General features: G+C 71.6%; 15 protein-coding genes. 9 read left to right on the forward strand and 6 right to left on the reverse strand.

The window, feature by feature from the left end; all coding sequences use genetic code 11:
• Positions 1-262: 262 nt before the first annotated feature.
• Positions 263-1,492: a DUF885 domain-containing protein gene (locus tag HUO13_RS04605; protein WP_211900240.1), complete on the reverse strand. Its 1,230-nt coding sequence runs from the start codon at positions 1,490-1,492 to the stop codon at positions 263-265.
• A 321-nt stretch (positions 1,493-1,813) separates the two neighbouring features.
• Here HUO13_RS04605 and HUO13_RS04610 point away from each other — a divergent pair, with 321 nt between their 5' ends.
• Together HUO13_RS04610 and HUO13_RS04615 are read left to right on the forward strand one after the other, a co-directional pair.
• Positions 1,814-2,017 carry a hypothetical protein gene (locus tag HUO13_RS04610; protein ID WP_211902653.1) on the forward strand — a complete coding sequence of 68 codons (204 nt, stop codon included), beginning with the start codon at positions 1,814-1,816 and terminating at the stop codon, positions 2,015-2,017.
• 303 nt (positions 2,018-2,320) lie between these two features.
• Positions 2,321-2,569, forward strand: a complete 249-nt coding sequence (locus HUO13_RS04615; protein ID WP_249124451.1) for a hypothetical protein — start codon at positions 2,321-2,323, stop codon at positions 2,567-2,569.
• Between the two features lie 82 nt (positions 2,570-2,651).
• Here the strand turns inward: HUO13_RS04615 and HUO13_RS04620 are convergent, their stop codons facing one another.
• Positions 2,652-3,428, reverse strand: coding sequence for an isoprenyl transferase (locus tag HUO13_RS04620; RefSeq protein WP_211900241.1), 777 nt, complete (start codon positions 3,426-3,428; stop codon positions 2,652-2,654).
• A gap of 131 nt (positions 3,429-3,559) precedes the next feature.
• Between HUO13_RS04620 and trhA the strand changes: the two genes are divergently transcribed.
• Positions 3,560-4,225 (forward strand): PAQR family membrane homeostasis protein TrhA, encoded by a 666-nt coding sequence (gene trhA / locus HUO13_RS04625; RefSeq protein ID WP_211902655.1) that lies wholly within the window; start codon positions 3,560-3,562, stop codon positions 4,223-4,225.
• Between the two features lie 55 nt (positions 4,226-4,280).
• Here the strand turns inward: trhA and HUO13_RS04630 are convergent, their stop codons facing one another.
• The 3 genes from HUO13_RS04630 to HUO13_RS04640 form a co-directional block, all read right to left on the reverse strand.
• The gene (locus HUO13_RS04630; protein WP_249124452.1) at positions 4,281-4,895 is read right to left on the reverse strand and encodes a hypothetical protein; all 615 of its coding nucleotides are present in this window, start codon (positions 4,893-4,895) and stop codon (positions 4,281-4,283) included.
• A gap of 76 nt (positions 4,896-4,971) precedes the next feature.
• Positions 4,972-5,478 (reverse strand): GNAT family N-acetyltransferase, encoded by a 507-nt coding sequence (locus HUO13_RS04635; RefSeq protein ID WP_211900242.1) that lies wholly within the window; start codon positions 5,476-5,478, stop codon positions 4,972-4,974.
• 99 nt (positions 5,479-5,577) lie between these two features.
• Positions 5,578-7,623, reverse strand: a complete 2,046-nt coding sequence (locus HUO13_RS04640) for a thioredoxin domain-containing protein (RefSeq protein WP_211900243.1) — start codon at positions 7,621-7,623, stop codon at positions 5,578-5,580.
• Positions 7,624-7,791: 168 nt separating this feature from the next.
• Between HUO13_RS04640 and HUO13_RS04645 the strand changes: the two genes are divergently transcribed.
• Genes HUO13_RS04645 through xylB form a run of 6 tightly spaced genes read left to right on the forward strand, consistent with a single transcriptional unit; the run spans position 7,792 to position 14,430 of the window.
• On the forward strand, positions 7,792-9,240 hold the full coding sequence (locus HUO13_RS04645; protein WP_211900244.1) for an extracellular solute-binding protein: 1,449 nt from the start codon (positions 7,792-7,794) through the stop codon (positions 9,238-9,240).
• Positions 9,237-10,214, forward strand: coding sequence for a carbohydrate ABC transporter permease (locus HUO13_RS04650; protein WP_211900245.1), 978 nt, complete (start codon positions 9,237-9,239; stop codon positions 10,212-10,214). Before HUO13_RS04645 ends, HUO13_RS04650 begins: the two co-directional genes overlap by 4 nt.
• The gene (locus tag HUO13_RS04655) at positions 10,211-11,065 is read left to right on the forward strand and encodes a carbohydrate ABC transporter permease (protein ID WP_211900246.1); all 855 of its coding nucleotides are present in this window, start codon (positions 10,211-10,213) and stop codon (positions 11,063-11,065) included. The genes HUO13_RS04650 and HUO13_RS04655 overlap by 4 nt, the downstream gene beginning before the upstream one ends.
• Complete coding sequence (locus tag HUO13_RS04660) at positions 11,062-12,081, forward strand: NAD(P)-dependent alcohol dehydrogenase (protein ID WP_211900247.1); 1,020 nt, start codon at positions 11,062-11,064, stop codon at positions 12,079-12,081. Before HUO13_RS04655 ends, HUO13_RS04660 begins: the two co-directional genes overlap by 4 nt.
• Positions 12,082-12,091: 10 nt before the next feature.
• Complete coding sequence (locus HUO13_RS04665; RefSeq protein ID WP_249124453.1) at positions 12,092-12,982, forward strand: DeoR/GlpR family DNA-binding transcription regulator; 891 nt, start codon at positions 12,092-12,094, stop codon at positions 12,980-12,982.
• Entirely contained in the window at positions 12,979-14,430 is a 1,452-nt protein-coding gene (gene xylB, locus HUO13_RS04670) for a xylulokinase (RefSeq protein ID WP_211900248.1), read from the forward strand. The genes HUO13_RS04665 and xylB overlap by 4 nt, the downstream gene beginning before the upstream one ends.
• 525 nt (positions 14,431-14,955) lie before the next feature.
• On the opposite strand, the gene HUO13_RS04675 is transcribed toward xylB, so the two are convergent.
• Complete coding sequence (locus HUO13_RS04675) at positions 14,956-16,350, reverse strand: class II fumarate hydratase (protein WP_211900249.1); 1,395 nt, start codon at positions 16,348-16,350, stop codon at positions 14,956-14,958.
• Between the last annotated feature and the right edge of the window lie 126 nt (positions 16,351-16,476).

The raw sequence follows: 16,476 nt of genomic DNA on the forward strand, positions 1-16,476 counted from the left end.
AGGGCCACGCACCGGCCCTGGCGCGACCACGATGGACGGGAACCGTCCGATCCTGCCTACAGCCACGGTCAGGGCCTCCCCGGACGGACCGCTTACGGCGTTGCACTACGGACGGCCCGTCACTGCGGACGCTACCTGCATGATCCGAACTCGGCAGGCAGCCACACAGGTGATTCAGCGAATCGTCAACTGCGCGTCATGTACCAGGACTTTTACCCACAAGCGCCTACCGCCGGTAATCCCTCCAGCCGAAACCCTGCTCTCAACGGGTGAACATGGGGATCTGTCCGGCGATTTCCTCGCGGATGGTCTCCGGCACCAGCGGTTCGTCGAGCAGCCGCCGGTAGCGCTCGCCGCCCGTCGTCCCGGCGGGCGCGAGCTCGAGCCAGGTCCGCAGCAGCTTGTATCCCTCCACGTAGGTGGTGGTGTAGGCCCGCCACAGCGGGTCGGCCATGAACCGGACGAGCCGCCGCGCGGTGCTGTCGGGCAGCAGTTGCCACCGGCGCAGGAAGTTCACCACCTCGGTCTCGTCCTTCCCCCGGTCGTGCAGCATCACCAGGGCGTCCTGGCGCACCGCGAGCAGCCGGCCCATCGCGGTCTCGACGCGTTCGGCGAGCTCGCCGTCGAACACGACGCCCAGGTCGGCGAGGATCTCGGCGGCCCACGCGCCCCAGCCGCGGCCGACGACGGCGTGCAAACCGAGGTCGGCGATCCCCTCGGCCAGCAGGCACTGGGGGGTGTTGATCAGGAAGATCGTGTGTTCGATGCGCTGCTGCCGGTCGACCAGCCCGGCTTCCTTGCGGCAGTGCTCGGTGTGGTGCCCGGGATAGGACTCGTGCGCGATGAGGTGCGGCAGTTCGGCGGCGCTGTGCCCGGCATCGGCGTTGATGGCGACCCGCGAGCGGAAGTCGCCCAGGTACTGGTTGAAGCCTCCCCACACCTCACCGGTCACGATGCGGTAGTCGACGGTTTCCTGAGGTGGCAGGCGGAACCGGGCTCGCACGCGGTCCCGCAGAGCGCTCGACAACGCCAGCACACAGTGCCGGAGCCGCTCCGGCGGGATGCGGTTCCGCTCGCGCAGCGACTTGATCCGCTCGCCGAGGGTGCCGTGGCCGGGCAGCACCTCGTCCAGCTCGTGGTGCGCGCGCCGGTAGTCGTCGGGATCGCCGGGGGTGATCCGCGCCTGGAAGTACGCGGCGGCCTCGGCCGTGAAGGACATCTGCTCGCCAGCCAGCTTCCGCCCGGCGCACTCCAGCGCCGTGAGCTGCGCGCTGAGGAACGCCTCGCGCTGCCGCCCCAGCTCCGCGCCGGGCAGCTCCGCGAGCAGGCCGCGGGCGCGGGCGGCGAGCGCGCTCGGATCCGGACGGGTCTCGTTGCGGACCTTCCTGCGCAGCTCCGGGTCGCCGGTGTAGGCGTCGGTGAAGCCCGGCACCAGCCGGTCGAACCGCAGACCGAGCCGCACGTACTCGGTCACGAGAGCGGAGGGGTCCATGCCGAGACACTACGACGTGGCGGCGCGTCGCGGCGAAGAACCCCGCGGATCACTCGATTTCACCGACCGCCCGGAACTGTGTGCCGCGTCTACCTGGGATTCTATGGAGCCGCAGCTTTAGGGGGTGGCAGATAAAGCACACAATGGTGTTAACGAGGTTTTGTTCGCAGTCGTTGATCGCTATGTTTCTCGCCGGGTGCTTCCCTCGCCAAGCTACTGGGGTACTCGGGTCGAGGAATACGCACTCGCCTACCCCCATCCAGTCAAGGAGCAAGAAAAGTGCTTAAGAAAGCAGCGGTTGTCGCCGGCGCTGCCGCCACCATGCTCGCCGTGGCCCCGATGGCCTACGCCGACTCCGCCGACAACGACGGCGTGAACGTCCTCAACGACAACAACATCAGTGCGCTGCCGATCCAGGCTTGCGGCAACGACATCGCGGTGGTGGGCGTCATCCTCAAGCTCTTCTCGACCCAGAGCACCCAGTGCGTCAACGCCCCGATCGTCGACCACCCGAGCCAGCGCTGAGTCGGTCGGTTGGTTTTCGGGCTGCTCTTCCCGAGTGGCCCCGGGCAGAGAGGGCGCCGGGCTGCCCCGGCGCTCCTTTTTGCGTTCCTTTCGAAATATTCGCGCACGCCAGTTCCCGGTATCGAGCGGGCTGGATCGCGTGAAAAGCAATCCGATCACACAATCGGGTTAAGAGTTGTCGTGCACGGCCTGCCGGTCCTGATCACTGGTGGAAGTGCGCAAGACTCCGGTGCCACCCCGCGGCCCCCTCAAGAGGACCGCTTGGTGTCAATTCCCCGCGTGGACCAAAGGAGAGTGAACGAAGTGCTGAAGAAGGCTGCGATCCTCGCAGGTGCCGCTGCCGGCCTGCTGGCGCTGGCCCCGGTCGCCAACGCCGACTCCGCCGACAACGACGGCGTGAACATCCTCAACGACAACAACATCAGCGCGGTGCCGATCCAGCTCTGCGGCAACGATGTCGCCGTCGTCGGCGCGGTCGCCAAGGTCGCCTCGGCTCAGACCACCCAGTGCGTCAACGCCCCGGTCGTCGACCACCCGAGCCAGAACAGCTGAGCGCGGACCGACTGACGAAGAAGGCCAGGTCGTCTCAAGACGGCCTGGCCTTTCGCTGCGCCCGGGGAACCTCGGGCGGGCGCTAGCCGCCGAAGCGGCGGTGCCGCGCCGCGTACTCGCGCAGCGCGCGCAGGAAGTCCACCCGCCGGAAAGCGGGCCAGTACGCCTCGCAGAACCAGAACTCCGAGTGCGCGGACTGCCACAGCATGAAGCCGGACAGCCGCTGCTCACCGGAAGTTCGGATGAGCAGGTCGGGATCCGGCTGCCCGGAGGTGTAGAGGTGCTCGGCGATGTGGTCGACGGTGAGCACCTCGGCCAGCTCGTCGATGGTCGTGCCCGCCTCGGCGTGCTGCTGGAGCAGCTTGCGCACGGCGTCGGCGATCTCCTGCCGCCCGCCGTAGCCGACGGCGACGTTGACCTGCATTCCCGTGCGGCCCTTGGTGCGCAACGCCGCCGCCGAGAGCCGGGCCGCGGTCTCGGTCGGCAGCAGGTCGAGCGCGCCGACTATCCGCACCTGCCAGGGCTTTCCGGGCTCGGTCAGCTCGTCGACCACACCGGCGATGATCTCCAGCAGCGCCGACAGCTCGTCGCTGGTGCGGTTGAGGTTGTCGGTGGAGAGCAGCCAGAGCGTGACGACCTCGACGTCGGCTTCCTGGCACCAGCCGAGCATCTCGGCGATCTTGCGCGCGCCCTCGCGGTGACCGTGGTTGACGTCGAAACCGGCTTCCTTGGCCCACCTGCGGTTTCCGTCGAGGATCACGCCGACGTGCCGGGGTGATTTCGACACGTCGAGCTTCCGGCGCAGCCGCCGTTCGTAGATGTCGACGATGAACTCTCGGAGCCGAACCTTAAGCGCCACGCCCGACGAGAGTACGCGGGCCGCAACCGGCGGCGACCGCGTCCCTGGGCAAGCCGGTGAAACGCACGTCACCGGCCTTGCGGGTGCACGCCGGATCTGCGCTCCCGTAACCTCATGGCGTGACTAGTGCCATGACCGCCCGCCGCTCGACGGCGATCGTCAAGCCGAGGCTGCGCGGCTGGATCCACCTCTGGTCCCTGGTTGTCTCGGCCGCGGCCGGCGTGACGCTGATCGCGCTCGCGGGGTCGACGGTGTCGGCTGCCGCCGCGGTCGGGACGTCGATCTACGTGGCGACCGTGCTCGGCCTGTTCGGCGTAAGTGCGCTCTATCACCGCAAGACGTGGAAGTCGGTCGGTGCGCGTACCTGGATGCGCAGGCTCGACCACTCCATGATCTTCCTGTTCATCGCGGGTACCTACACGCCGTTCGCGATGCTGGCGATGCAGCCGACCACCGGTGCCGTCGTGCTGGCCGTGGTCTGGGGCGGCGCGCTGGGCGGCGTGGTGCTCAAGCTCGCCTGGCCGAACGCGCCGCGCTGGGTCGGCGTGCCGGTCTACATCGCGCTGGGCTGGGTGGCCGTGTTCGTGCTGCCGGACCTGCTGCAGAACGCCGGGGTCGCCGCGCTCGTGCTGCTGCTGGCCGGTGGTGTGCTCTACACGGCGGGCGCGGTCTTCTACGCCACGCGCTGGCCGGACCCGTGGCCGAAGACCTTCGGCTACCACGAGTTCTTCCACGCCGCGGTCTCCAGCGCCGCCGTCTGCCACCACGTGGCGATCTGGCTGGCCCTCTACTCCTGACCACTCGACCCGTCGGGCCGGGGACCGCGCGAGCGCGGATCCCCGGCCCGACGGGTCAGGTCAGGTCCGGGCCCTGCGCCCGCAGGTCGTCGACCTTGGCCAGCGCTTCGCGCAGCTCGGTGAGCCATTCCTCGGTGTGTTCGCCCACCAGCCGGACCGCCCACGCCAGCGCCTCGGAGCGGGAGCGGGCGATGCCCGCGTCGACCAGCGTGTCGAGCACCATCCGCTCCGGCTGCCGCAGCCGGGTCATGACCGGCGCCGACAGCGTGGTGAACAGCTCCTCCGCGCCGCCCAGCCGCGCTCCCCACGACACCTTGCGTCCGTAGCGGTGCTCGGCCTGCCGGGCGATCTCGATGCGCTCTTCCCGGGTCTCCTCCCGGAACCTGGCGATGCGGCCGCTCTCGGCCGCGGCGCGGGCGGCGTCGTCGGCGAAGTCGTCGTCGAGCGCGGGCAGCTCGCCGACGACGAGGATCTCCTCGCGGTCGACGCTGACCTCGGGAGCCGTGGTGAACCAGCCCTCCGGCAGGCGGCCGGTGAACCACGCATTGGCGTCGTCGGCCGACGGCGCTTCCGGTGGCCGCCTGCCACCGCGTCCGCCGCCGGTCCACGGGGGTTGACCGCCCCACCGGCGGCCTCGTGCGGTGCGGATGAATCTCGCGTTCATCGCCATCACCCCTTCCAATTACACGATTACACGCTTGCACGTGCCGTGGAAGGGCTGCGGATTGCGCTCCTGGAGAACTCGATCAGGTCAGCTCGCGGCGCATGCACACCCGCGCGGCGGGGTCCAGGCCGTGCGCGGTCTCGTTGGCGACGACGGTGGTCAGCCCGGCGCCGATCTCGTCGGTGCCGAGCTCCCGGAACCCCAGACGGCGGTAGTACGGCGCGTTCCAGGGCACCGTCCGGAAGGTGGTGAGGGTCATCGAGCGGATGCCGCGCTCGACGGCCCAGGCGGCGACGTGGTCGAGCAGGCCGCGCCCGATGCCCCGCCTCGCGTGGTCGGGATGCACGCTGATCTGCGCGATGTGCGCCGCGCCGTCGACCAGCTCGACCACGACGAACGCGACCGGCTCGCCGCCCTCGACTGCGACCCAGGCGCGCCCCGCCCGCTGGTAGGCGGTGAGGGCGTCGAGCGGCAGCGGCGGGCTGTCGGCGATCTCGGGCATGCCGATCTCGCGGAAGGGCTCGCCGGAGGCGACCTCGACGGACTGGAGGCGGGGGAGCTCGCCGGGCTCGGCGGTTCGGAGGTCCACGCCGCGCAGTGCAGCAGCGGGCGCTCCGGCGGCGCCACCGGATTTCCGCTGCCGGCCGCGCTCAGCGCTGGATTTCCGCTGCCGACCGCGTGGCAACGGTCAGCTCTGCGGGACCTGCACGCGCCCCAGGGTCTCCACGAGGTCGTCGACGCCGGTCACCGGCCGGTCGCAGACGTAGCCCCGGCAGACGTAGGCGGCGGCGGACCCGTCGACCAGCGGCCGGTCGGCCAGCAGCGGCACACCGGTCGCCTCCGGCTCACCGGCGAGCACGACCGCCCCGCCGGGAGAGTGCCGCCAGGCGGCTTCGAGCAGGGCGGTGCGGTCGCCGTCGTCCTCGGAGCCGGCAACCGCGACCTGGAGCGGGCCGTGCGCCAGCGCCTCCGCGGTGCTCAGCCAGTGGCCCGCGAAGCGGGCCGCCCGCTCCGCGAGCAGCCCGGCCCGCGACAGCGCCTGCTCGACGGCCTGCCGGTAGCGCTGCGCGGCGGAGCCGCCGGCCAGCGCCGACGCGGTCAGCAGGGCCGAGGTCAGCGACGACGCACCGGACGGGCTTGCGTTGTCGGTGGGGTCCGACGGGCGGCGCACCAGTTCCTCGGAATCCGCGGCGGTGTCGTAGTAGGCGCCCGGGTTGTCGCTGTCGGGGAACTGCTCCAGCGCGGTGTCCAGCAGCGAGCACGCGACCTCGAGCCAGCGCGGTTCGCCGGTGGCCTGGTGCAGCGAGAGCAGCCCGTCGGCCAGGCAGCCGTAGTCCTCCAGCACACCGGCCGCGGCGCCGACGACGCCGTCGCGGGAGCTGCGGCGCAGCCGCTGGTCGACGAGGTGCCGTTCCACCAGCAGCTTCGCGGCCTGCTCCGCCGCGGCTAGCCACTCCGGTTCGCCGAGCGCGGTCGATGCCTCCACGAGCGCGGTGATGGCCATGCCGTTCCAGGACGTGACGACCTTGTCGTCCTTCCCGGGCTGCGGACGCCGGCTCCTGGCGTCGTAGAGGGCGTCGCGAACGCGTCGCCAGCGGGCGGGGTCGCCGGGGTCGCGCTTGAGCTGGAGGGTCGACGTGCCGTGCTCGAAGGTGCCGGACTCGGTGACCTCGAACAGCTCCGCGGCCCATGCGCCGTCGGCGTCGCCGAGGACCTCCGCGAGCTGCTCCGGCGTCCACACGTAGGTCAGGCCCTCGACGCCCTCGGTGTCGGCGTCCAGCGACGCCGCGAAACCGCCCTCCGGCGTGCGCAGATCACGCAGCAGGAACGCCGCGGTCTCCCGGGCGACGCGCTCGGCGAGCGGGGACTCGCGGCGGCGGGCGAGGTGGGCGTAGACGCGCAGCAGCAGGGCGTTGTCGTAGAGCATCTTCTCGAAGTGCGGCACCACCCACGCGGCGTCGACGCTGTAGCGCGCGAACCCGCCCGCGAGCTGGTCGTAGATGCCGCCCCTGGCCATCGCCTCGCAGGTGGCCTCGGCCATCTCCAGCGCGGTGTGCCCGCTGCCCGGCGCGTTCTGGCGCTCCTGGTGGCGCAGCAGGAACTCCAGCACCATCGACGGCGGGAACTTCGGCGCGTCGCCGAAGCCGGCGTGCTCGGGGTCGGCCTCGGCGTGCAGGCGCGAGATCGCGGTGGCGATGACCTCGTCGTCCAAAAAGGACTCCGGCAGTGCCGTGCGCTGCGCCGAGAGCTGCTCCACCACCCGGGTGGCGGCCTGGCGGACCTCGCCGCCGCGTTCGCGCCACGCGCCGGCCACCGCGTCGAGGAGCTGCCGGAACGACGGCATGCCGTGCAGCGGCGCGGACGGGTAGTAGGTGCCGCAGTGGAACGGTTCGGCGTCCGGGGTGAGGAAGCAGGTCATCGGCCAGCCGCCCTGACCGGTCATCGCCTGGGTGGCCTCCATGTAGACCGCGTCGACGTCGGGCCGCTCCTCGCGGTCGACCTTGATGTTGACGAAGTTCTCGTTCATGACCGCGGCCGTAACCTCGTCCTCGAAGGACTCGTGCGCCATGACGTGGCACCAGTGGCAGGCCGCGTAGCCGATCGACAGCAGCACCGGCACGTCGCGCCGGCGGGCCTCCTCGAACGCCTCCGGCGACCACTGCCACCAGTCGACGGGGTTGTCGGCGTGCTGGAGCAGGTACGGGCTGGTCGCGTCCGCTAGCCGGTGAGCCATGCCCACAGCCTCCCACTTCGGCGGGGCGGTCGCATCGATCGGTTCGCGATCAGAGAGGTCCCTGATCTCTCACACTTTCAGGCAATACATCTCGCAAAAAGTGTTAACAAACCCGTGGAGTGGTGCTACAAATGGCGTCAGTCACATCCGTCCACCGGAGGAGCGCACGTGAGGGAGCCGGGACTGAGCCGTCGGCGGCTGCTGGGCGGGGCGCTCGCCGGGGGCGCCGCGACCGTGCTGGGCGGGTGCTCGACGCGCGGTGACGCCCCGCGGCGGGCATCGGGCGACCCGTGGCGCCAGTTCGCGGGCACCACGCTCAACTTCGTCTCGGAGAACACCGCCCCGACCGCGGCGATCGCCGCCGACCTCGGGCCGTTCGCCGAGCTGACCGGTATCCGGGTCAACATCGTCACGCTGGAGCTGTCGGCGCTGGTCCAGAAGGTCGCCCTGGACCTGGCCTCCGGGCAGGCGCAGTACCAGGTCATCTACGCCGACCCGTACCAGGTGCTGGCGCCGTACTCCAAGGGTCTGGCCGACCTGCGCGAGCTGGCCGACGACCCGGTGCTGCCCGGCTCCGCCGACGACTTCGCCGACTTCGTGCCGTTGCAGCTCGACGCCGCCGGGCGGTTCGGGCGCGACGGCAAGGTCTTCGCCCTGCCTTACGACTGCCCGACGATGATCTGGCACTACCGGCGCGACCTGTTCGACAAGCACCGCGCCCGGATGGCCGACGACCTCGGCTTCGACCCGATGCCGGCCGGCGCCACGACGTGGGAGCAGTACCTCGCCATCGCGCGGTGGTTCAACGACCGCACCGAGGACGTCCGCTACGGCACCGGGCACCAGGCCAAGCAGCACGACTCGCTGATGTGCGACTTCTCCAACGTCCTGTGGGCGCACGGCGGCGACTACTTCGGCAACGGCACCGAGATCGGCCGCGTAGGCGCCGTCGAGCCGGGCCCGTCCCTGCTCGGCGACGACCGCGCGGTGGAGGCGGCGGAGTTCTACCGCAAGCTCCTGGCGGTGGCCGATCCCGCCTCGCGCACGTGGGAGTGGAACGACCTCGGAGCGGCGTTCCGGGCCGGGCGCATCGCGATGTGCCCGAACTGGCACGAGTTCGCGGCCGACAACGAGAGCGTGCTGCCGGGCCGGGTCGGCTACGCCCGGTTGCCCACGGGGCCGGTGCGGTCGGCCAACCACTACGGCGGCTGCGGGATCGGCATCAGCGCGAACACGCTGCCTAACGAGCGCGGTGCGGCGTGGCTGTTCGTCAACTGGGCGACGTCGAAGGACGTCCAGCTGCGCAACCTGCGCAGCTCCGCGGGCGGCGGGACGCCCACGCGCGGCTCGGTGTACGCGCTTCCGGAGGTCGAGGCCGCCGAGCGGCGGCCGTCGGCGATGCCGAACATGCTGGCCGCCGACGCGGTGCGGCAGGCGTGGCAGCCGGAGAACGCCGGACTGCGGCCGAAGATCCCGATGTGGAACGAGTGCGACACGGCGATCTACACCCAGCTCTCCCGCATGCTCGCCGGTGACGCGGGCCCGGCCGAGTCGATGCGGGAGGCCGCCAGGCGCTTCGACCAGATCACGGCACGAGGGTGGGTGGCCGCGCGATGAGCCGCACCGAGCCGACGAGGCCGACCGGGCAGAGGGTGAACGGCCTGGCGGACGCCTCTGCGGAGTACACCGGCGAACCCCCGGCCCCCGGCCGGCCTTCACGGCGGCGGATCCGGTTCGGGTTCGAGGCCCGCATGCTGACGCCCGGCGTGCTGCTGCTCGCGGCGCTGAGCGTCATCCCGTTCCTGACGATGATCGTGATGAGCTTCTCGTCCGTCCGGCTCCTCGGAGGGGTCGGCGTGGAATGGGCGGGGCTGCGCAACTGGGCCAGGCTGTTCACCGATCCCGACCTGGCCGCGAACTGGTTGCGCACCGGCGTCTTCTTCGCCCTCACGCTGGGCCTGGAGATGCTGCTGGGCCTGGTCTTCGCGCTGTGCGTGTGGCGGCTGACGCGCGGCCGCAACGCGGTGCTCAGCCTGTTCCTGCTGCCGATGTTCGTCGCCCCCGCGATCGTCGGCCTGCTGGGCCGGTTCCTGACCGACTCCACCTTCGGCCTCTACTCGTGGCTGCTGGGCGCGCTGGGCTACACCGGCGACATCCTCGGCGGCAAGTACTCGGCGTTCGCGGCCGTGGTCCTGATGGACGTCTGGGAGTGGACGCCGCTGATCACCCTGATCGCGCTGGCCGGGCTGTCGTCGGTCCCGCTGAGCCTGCGCGAGGCGGCGGCGCTCGACGGCGCGAACGGCTGGCAGAGCCTGCGCCACATCGTGCTGCCGTCGATCTCGAACGTGCTGCTGGTCGCGCTGCTGATCCGGTCCATGGACGCGATCCGCTACTTCGACATCGTCTGGGTCACCACCGGCGGCGGCCCGGCCGACGCGACCAAGATCGTGCCGGTGCGGCTGTACGAGACCGCGTTCCGGTTCTTCGACCTCGGCTACGCCGCCGTGCTCGGCCTGGTGATGCTCGCCGTCTCCATCGTGATCGCCCGCGCCTTCGTGCGGCTGCTGGACAAGAAGGGACAAACCCGGTGACCACTCCCGCAAGCCCGCTGGAACGCGGCGGGCGGCGACTGCGCCTGGTGGTGTGGCTGGTGCTCGGCGCCGGTCTGCTGTGGACGCTCGTCCCGCTGGGCTGGATGGTGCTGTCCTCGTTCAAGTCGAGCGCGGACGTCACCGCCGCCACGCCGCAGCTGCTGTTCACCCCGACGCTGGAGAACTACCGGAACCTGTTCACCGGCGCGAACAACCTCGGCCCGTACGTCCTGCACAGCGTGCTGGCCGCGGGGATCTCCGCCGTGCTCGCGGTCGTGCTCGGCGCGCCCGCCGGGTACGGCCTGGCTCGCACCAGGATGCGCGGCAGGAAGCACCTGTCGTTCTGGATCATCTCGACCCGGATGGCCCCGATCGCCGCCGTCGTGCTGCCGCTGTTCCTGATGTTCCGGGGACTGGGCCTGATCGACTCGGTGCCCGGACTGGTGCTGGCCTACCTGACCTTCGACCTGCCGTTCGCGATCTGGCTGATGAGCGCGTTCTTCGCCGAGCTCCCGCCCGCCCTGGAGGAGTCGGCACAGGTGGAGGGCTGTACGCGGTGGCAGGCGTTCTGGCACGTCGTGCTGCCGATGACGAAATCGGGTCTGGTGACCACCTTCGTGCTCTGCCTGGTGTTCGCCTGGAACGACTACGCCTTCGCGCTGGTCTTCAGCGGGCCGAACTCCCAGACGCTGCCGATCGCGGCAGGCCAGCTGGTCACCCAGTCCGGGATCGACTGGGGACAGCTGACCGCGATCGGTACGTTCGTGGTGGTGCCGATGGTGCTCGCCGGGCTCGCCGTACGCCGGTGGCTGGTCACCGGCCTGACCCTGGGAGCGGTGACGGGGGAATGATCCCGGAGAAGATGCGCGCTTCGGTCCTGCGCGGTGTCGGGGACGTGGTGGTGCAGGAGCGGCCGGTGCCCGAGCCCGGGCCGCACGAGGTGCTGGTCAGGGTGACCGCGGTGGGCACCTGCGGCTCGGACACCCACTACTACGAGCACGGCCGGATCGGCCCGTTCGTAGTGCGCGAGCCACTGGTGCTGGGGCATGAGGCCGCGGGCGTGGTGGTGGCCCGCGGCGCCGAGGTGTCGCGGCACGAGCCAGGGCAGCGGGTGTCGATCGAGCCCGGCGTGCCGTGCTTCGTGTGCGCCCAATGCCGCGCGGGCCGCTACAACCTGTGCCCGGACGTGCGGTTCTTCGCGACACCGCCGGTCGACGGCGCCTTCTGCGAGTACGTCGCGGTGCACGAGGAGTTCGCCTATGCCGTCCCGGACTCGATGACCGACGAGGCGGCCGCCCTGTGCGAGCCGCTGTCGGTCGGGGTGTGGGCCTGCCGCAAGGGCGGGGTCGGCCCAGGCTCGCGGGTGCTGGTGACAGGGGCGGGACCGATCGGGCTGGTCGCCACCCAGACCGCCCGCGCTTTCGGCGCGAGCGAGGTCGTGGTCACCGACGTCAACCCGCGCCGACTGGAGCTGGCGTCCGAACTCGGCGCGACCGGAACCGTCGACGTGCGGGAGTCGGCCATCGACTTCGAACCCGAGGTGCTGCTGGAATGTTCCGGTGCGCCCCGCGCCGCCGCGGACGCCATCCGGCGCGTCACGCGGGCGGGCCGGGTCGTGCTGGTGGGCATGGGCGGTGACGAGCTGCCGCTGCCGCTTTCGCACGTCCAGAACTTCGAGATCGAGGTGACCGGTACGTTCCGGTACGCCAACACCTGGCCGGCGGCGATCGCGATCGCGGCATCCGGTGCCGTCGACCTCGACCGGCTGGTGACCCACCGGTTCGGGCTGGCCGAGGTCGAGCAGGCACTCACCGCGTCCGCGCGGGACGAGACGGCGGTGAAGACCGTCGTGCGCCCGCAGGAGTAGGTGCAGGCCGATGACGAGGGGAGCGGCGATGTCCAACGCGCGACCGACCGAGGCGGCGGTGGAACAGCGCAGGCAGGACGTCCTGAACTACGTCATCGACCGCGGAGAGGCGCGCATCGGCGACCTCGCGAGCGTGTTCGGGGTCAGCCTGATGACGATGCACCGCGACCTCGACGACCTCGCCGGACGGCGGATGCTGCGCAAGAAGCGCGGGCTGGTCGAGGCCTTCCCGTCGCTGACGATGGAGACCGCCACCCGCTTCCGGGTGGGTTTGCACACGGCCGAGAAGCAGGCGATCGCGGCCGCCGCGGCGGCCCGGGTCCGGCCCGGCGCCTCGGTGCTGCTCGACGACTCGAGCACGTTGTTCCCGCTGGCCAGGCTGCTCGGTGAGGTGGAGGAGCTGACGGCGGTCACCAACTCGGTGACCATCGCCCAGATCCTGTCCCGGGCCGGGCGGGAGGTCGTGCTCGCCGGAGGCCGCTACCGCGCGGAGTTCGACTCGTGCACCGGACCGGACGTGCTGCGCTCGCTGTCGCGATTGCGCACCGACATCGCTTTCATGTCGGTCACCACGATCGCGCACGGCCGGATGTACCACCCGATCCAGGACTACGCCGAGATCAAGCACGTGATGCACGAGTCGGCCGAGCACACGTGCCTGCTGGCCGACCACTCCAAGTTCGGCAAGACCGCCACCTACGCCCACGGTGACGCCGGGATCTTCGACTTGGTGATCACCGACGACGCCACCCCGGAGCACGAACTCGACGCGATCCGCGACCTCGGCACCGAGGTCGAGGTCGTGTCCCCGAACGACGAACCGGTAGGTTACATGCGAATCACACCCGAGTCCGACGAATGGGCCACCGCGGGCTACGCCCGCCGGGGAGGTGCCCAATGAGCCGCCTCGTGGCGGGCATCGACTCGTCGACGCAGTCCACCAAGGTCGTCGTGTGCGACGCCGAGACCGGGGCGGTGGTGCGGCAGGGACGTGCGCCGCACCCCGAGGGCACCGTCGCCGACCCCGAGGTGTGGTGGGCGGCGCTGTCGCGGATCGGACTGCTCGACGACGTCGGGGCGGTCGGCGTCGCGGCGCAGCAGCACGGGCTCGTCGCCCTCGACGAGGACCGCCAGGTCGTGCGGCCCGCGCTGCTGTGGAACGACACCCGCTCGGCACCGGCCGCGACCGACCTCATCTCCGAGCTGGGCGGTCCCGGCGCGTGGGCCGAGGCCGTCGGCACGGTCCCGGTCGCCAGCCTCACCATCACCAAGCTGCGGTGGATGGCCGAGAACGAGCCGGAGCTCGCCGACCGCGTCACCGACGTCGTGCTGCCGCACGACTGGCTCACCTCGCGGCTGACCGGCGGGGAACCCGTGACCGACCGCGGCGACGCCTCGGGCACCGGCTACTGGTCGCCGCGCGAAGGCCGCTACCGCGAGGACATCCTGGCGATGGCGTTCGGCGGACGAACTCCCCGCACACCACGGGTGCTCGGGCCCGCCGAACCCGCGGGCACGACGCCGGAGGGCACGCTGGTCTCCGCCGGGACCGGCGACAACATGGGCGCAGCGCTGGGACTCGGCCTGCGGACCGGCGACGTGGTGGTGTCGCTGGGCACCAGCGGGACCGTCTTCGCCGCCGCCCCGCGCGGCAGCGCCGACCCGACCGGCACCATCGCCGGGTTCGCCGACGCCACCGGCGGGTTCCTCCCGCTGGTGTGCACTCTCAACGCGGCACGGGTGATCACCGCGACCGCGGCCATGCTCGGCGCGGACCCCGCGGAGTTCGACCGGCTGGCCGGTGCCGCGCCCGCGGGCGCGGGCGGCCTGACGCTGCTGCCCTACCTCGACGGCGAACGCACGCCCAACCTGCCCGACGCCAGCGGCACCCTGGTCGGCCTGCGCCGCGACAACATGACACCGGAGAACCTCGCGCGGGCCGCCGTGGAGGGCATGCTCTGCGGGCTGGCCGCCGGACTCGACGCGCTGCGGGCTGCCGACATCGAGGTGCGCAGGGTCCTGCTCATCGGCGGAGCCGCGCAGTCGAAGGCGGTGCGGGTGGCGGCGCCGACGGTGTTCGGCGTGCCCGTCGTGGTGCCCGAACCCGCGGAGTACGTCGCCGTCGGCGCCGCGCGCCAAGCGGCCTGGGCGCTGGCGGGCGGCGCGGAGCCACCGGCGTGGCACCTGCCGGGATCGGTGTCCGGGCAGGGGAGCGCGGCGGCGGAGCCGGACGGCGTGGCAACGGCGGAGGACGCGGGTCACGCAGCGGAACTGGACGCCGCTGACGCGGCGACGGGGGAGGAGATCAGGCAGCGCCACCGGGCGGCGCTGGAGCGCATGCACGGCTAGGGGCCTGCCTATATGGCTGGCCGGTCGTGAATGCCGCCGCTTGTCCGCCGGGTTCGGGCGCGGCTGTTCCGCGCGCCGCCCGCCCGATCCGGACCTGAATGGCGCACCGTCCCATCCGGAACCTGTGCGGCCGGGGCGTGCGGGCGCGCGGTTCGGCTGCGGCCATGCCGCTAGCGCGGCTGTCTCGTGGCGCCAGGCCGCGCCGCCGGACAGAGCCGTCGCTGCCGAGCGCCGAAGGCGCCGCGCCGCTGCCGGACAGAGCCGTCGCTGCCGAGCGCTGAAGGTGCCGCGCTGCTGCCGTGCCGGGCCGTCACTGCCGCGTTGCGCCGCCGCCGTGTCGGGCCGTCACTGCCGCGCTGCCGACTCCGAGCCGCTGGCGCTAGGCCACCTATTCCGAGCCGCTGGCGCTGGGCCGCCGAGCCCGAGCAGTCGAGCCCGAGAAGTCGAGCCCGGTGGCGGCGCTTGGCCCGCGGCGCTCCGGCCGTGGGCGCCATGCCCCAGTGGGCACCCACGGCCGCAGCCGGCTCAGTCCGCCTTGGCCATGCCGAGCACGTCGAGGGCGGTCTCCAGCTCCTCCATCGTCAGCTTGCCCGCGTCGACGTGACCGCGTTCCAGCACGACCTCGCGGATGGTCTTGCGCTCCTTGAGGGCCTGCTTGGCGATCGAGGCGGCCTCCTCGTAGCCGATGTAGCGGTTGAGCGGGGTGACGATCGAGGGCGAACCCTCCGCGTACTCGCGGGCACGCTCGACGTTGGCCTCCACCCCCTCGAAGACCTTGTCGGCCAGCAGCCGGGACACCGCTGCCAGCAGCCGGGCCGACTCCAGCACGTTGCGCGCGATCACCGGCAGGTTGACGTTGAGCTGGAAGTTGCCCTGGGCACCAGCGAAGGCCACCGCCGCGTCGTTGCCGATCACCTGCGCGACCACCTGCAGCGTCGCCTCCGGGATGACCGGGTTGACCTTGCCGGGCATGATCGACGAGCCGGGCTGCAGGTCGGGCAGGGCCAGCTCGGACAGCCCGGTGCGCGGGCCGGATCCCAGCCAGCGCAGGTCGTTTGCGATCTTGTTGAGGCTGACGGCCACCGCGCGCAGGTTGCCGGAGGTCTCCACGACCGAGTCCTGGCTGGCCTGCGCTTCGAAGTGGTCGCGGGCCTCGGTCAGCGGCAGGCCGGTGACCCGCGCCAGCTCCTGCGCCACCTCGGCGCCGAACCCGTCCGGCGCGTTGAGCCCGGAACCGACCGCGGTGCCGCCGATGGGCAGCTCGCCGAGCCTGCCGAGCCCGGCCTGCAGCCGCTCGACGCCGAAGCGCACCTGCGAGGCCCACGCGCCGGCCTCCTGGGCCAGCGTGATCGGCACCGCGTCCATCAGGTGCGTGCGCCCCGACTTGACCACGCCGGTCCACTCCGACGCGCGGCGCTCGATCACCGCGGCCAGGTGCTCCAGCGCCGGGATCACGTCGGTGAGCACCGCCTCGGTGGCGGCCACGTGGATGGTGGTCGGGAACGTGTCGTTGGACGACTGCGAGGCGTTGACGTGGTCGTTGGGGTGCACGTCGCGGCCGAGCCCGCGGCCTGCAAGGGTCGCGATGACCTCGTTGGCGTTCATGTTCGACGACGTGCCGGAACCGGTCTGGAACACGTCGATCGGGAAGTGCTCGTCGTGCCTGCCCTCGGCGACCTCGTCGGCGGCGGCGGCGATGGCCTCGGCCAGGTCGGGGTCGAGCACGCCGAGCCTGCCGTTGACCCGCGCCGCGGCCGCCTTGAGCAGCCCGAGCGCGCGGATCTGGGAGCGTTCCAGGCCGCGGCCGGAGATCGGGAAGTTCTCCACGGCGCGCTGGGTCTGGGCCCGGTACAGGGCGTCGGCGGGGACCGGCACCTCACCCATGGTGTCGTGTTCGATCCGGTAGTCCTGTTCAGCCATGGCGAAAGTGTGCCCCTGATCCGGCTGGCCGGTCAGTATGGGGGACCCCACTCGGGCACCGCGACCGGGTACTTGAGCGATCAACGTGCGGCATCTCTCGCGCCGGCGTCCCGGGCCCGCATTTCC

This window comes from Saccharopolyspora erythraea (genome assembly GCF_018141105.1).
Classification (GTDB): Bacteria; Actinomycetota; Actinomycetes; order Mycobacteriales; family Pseudonocardiaceae; genus Saccharopolyspora_D; species Saccharopolyspora_D erythraea_A.

Coding starts and splice junctions, on each gene's coding strand:
- HUO13_RS04675 (WP_211900249.1), bottom strand. CDS start 16,350: ATGGCTGAACAGGACTACCGGATCGAACACGACACCATGGGTGAGGTG.
- HUO13_RS04665 (WP_249124453.1), top strand. CDS start 12,092: ATGACGAGGGGAGCGGCGATGTCCAACGCGCGACCGACCGAGGCGGCG.
- HUO13_RS04605 (WP_211900240.1), bottom strand. CDS start 1,492: ATGGACCCCTCCGCTCTCGTGACCGAGTACGTGCGGCTCGGTCTGCGG.
- trhA (WP_211902655.1), top strand. CDS start 3,560: ATGACCGCCCGCCGCTCGACGGCGATCGTCAAGCCGAGGCTGCGCGGC.
- HUO13_RS04660 (WP_211900247.1), top strand. CDS start 11,062: ATGATCCCGGAGAAGATGCGCGCTTCGGTCCTGCGCGGTGTCGGGGAC.
- HUO13_RS04650 (WP_211900245.1), top strand. CDS start 9,237: ATGAGCCGCACCGAGCCGACGAGGCCGACCGGGCAGAGGGTGAACGGC.
- HUO13_RS04640 (WP_211900243.1), bottom strand. CDS start 7,623: ATGGCTCACCGGCTAGCGGACGCGACCAGCCCGTACCTGCTCCAGCAC.
- HUO13_RS04630 (WP_249124452.1), bottom strand. CDS start 4,895: ATGGCGATGAACGCGAGATTCATCCGCACCGCACGAGGCCGCCGGTGG.
- HUO13_RS04610 (WP_211902653.1), top strand. CDS start 1,814: ATGCTCGCCGTGGCCCCGATGGCCTACGCCGACTCCGCCGACAACGAC.
- xylB (WP_211900248.1), top strand. CDS start 12,979: ATGAGCCGCCTCGTGGCGGGCATCGACTCGTCGACGCAGTCCACCAAG.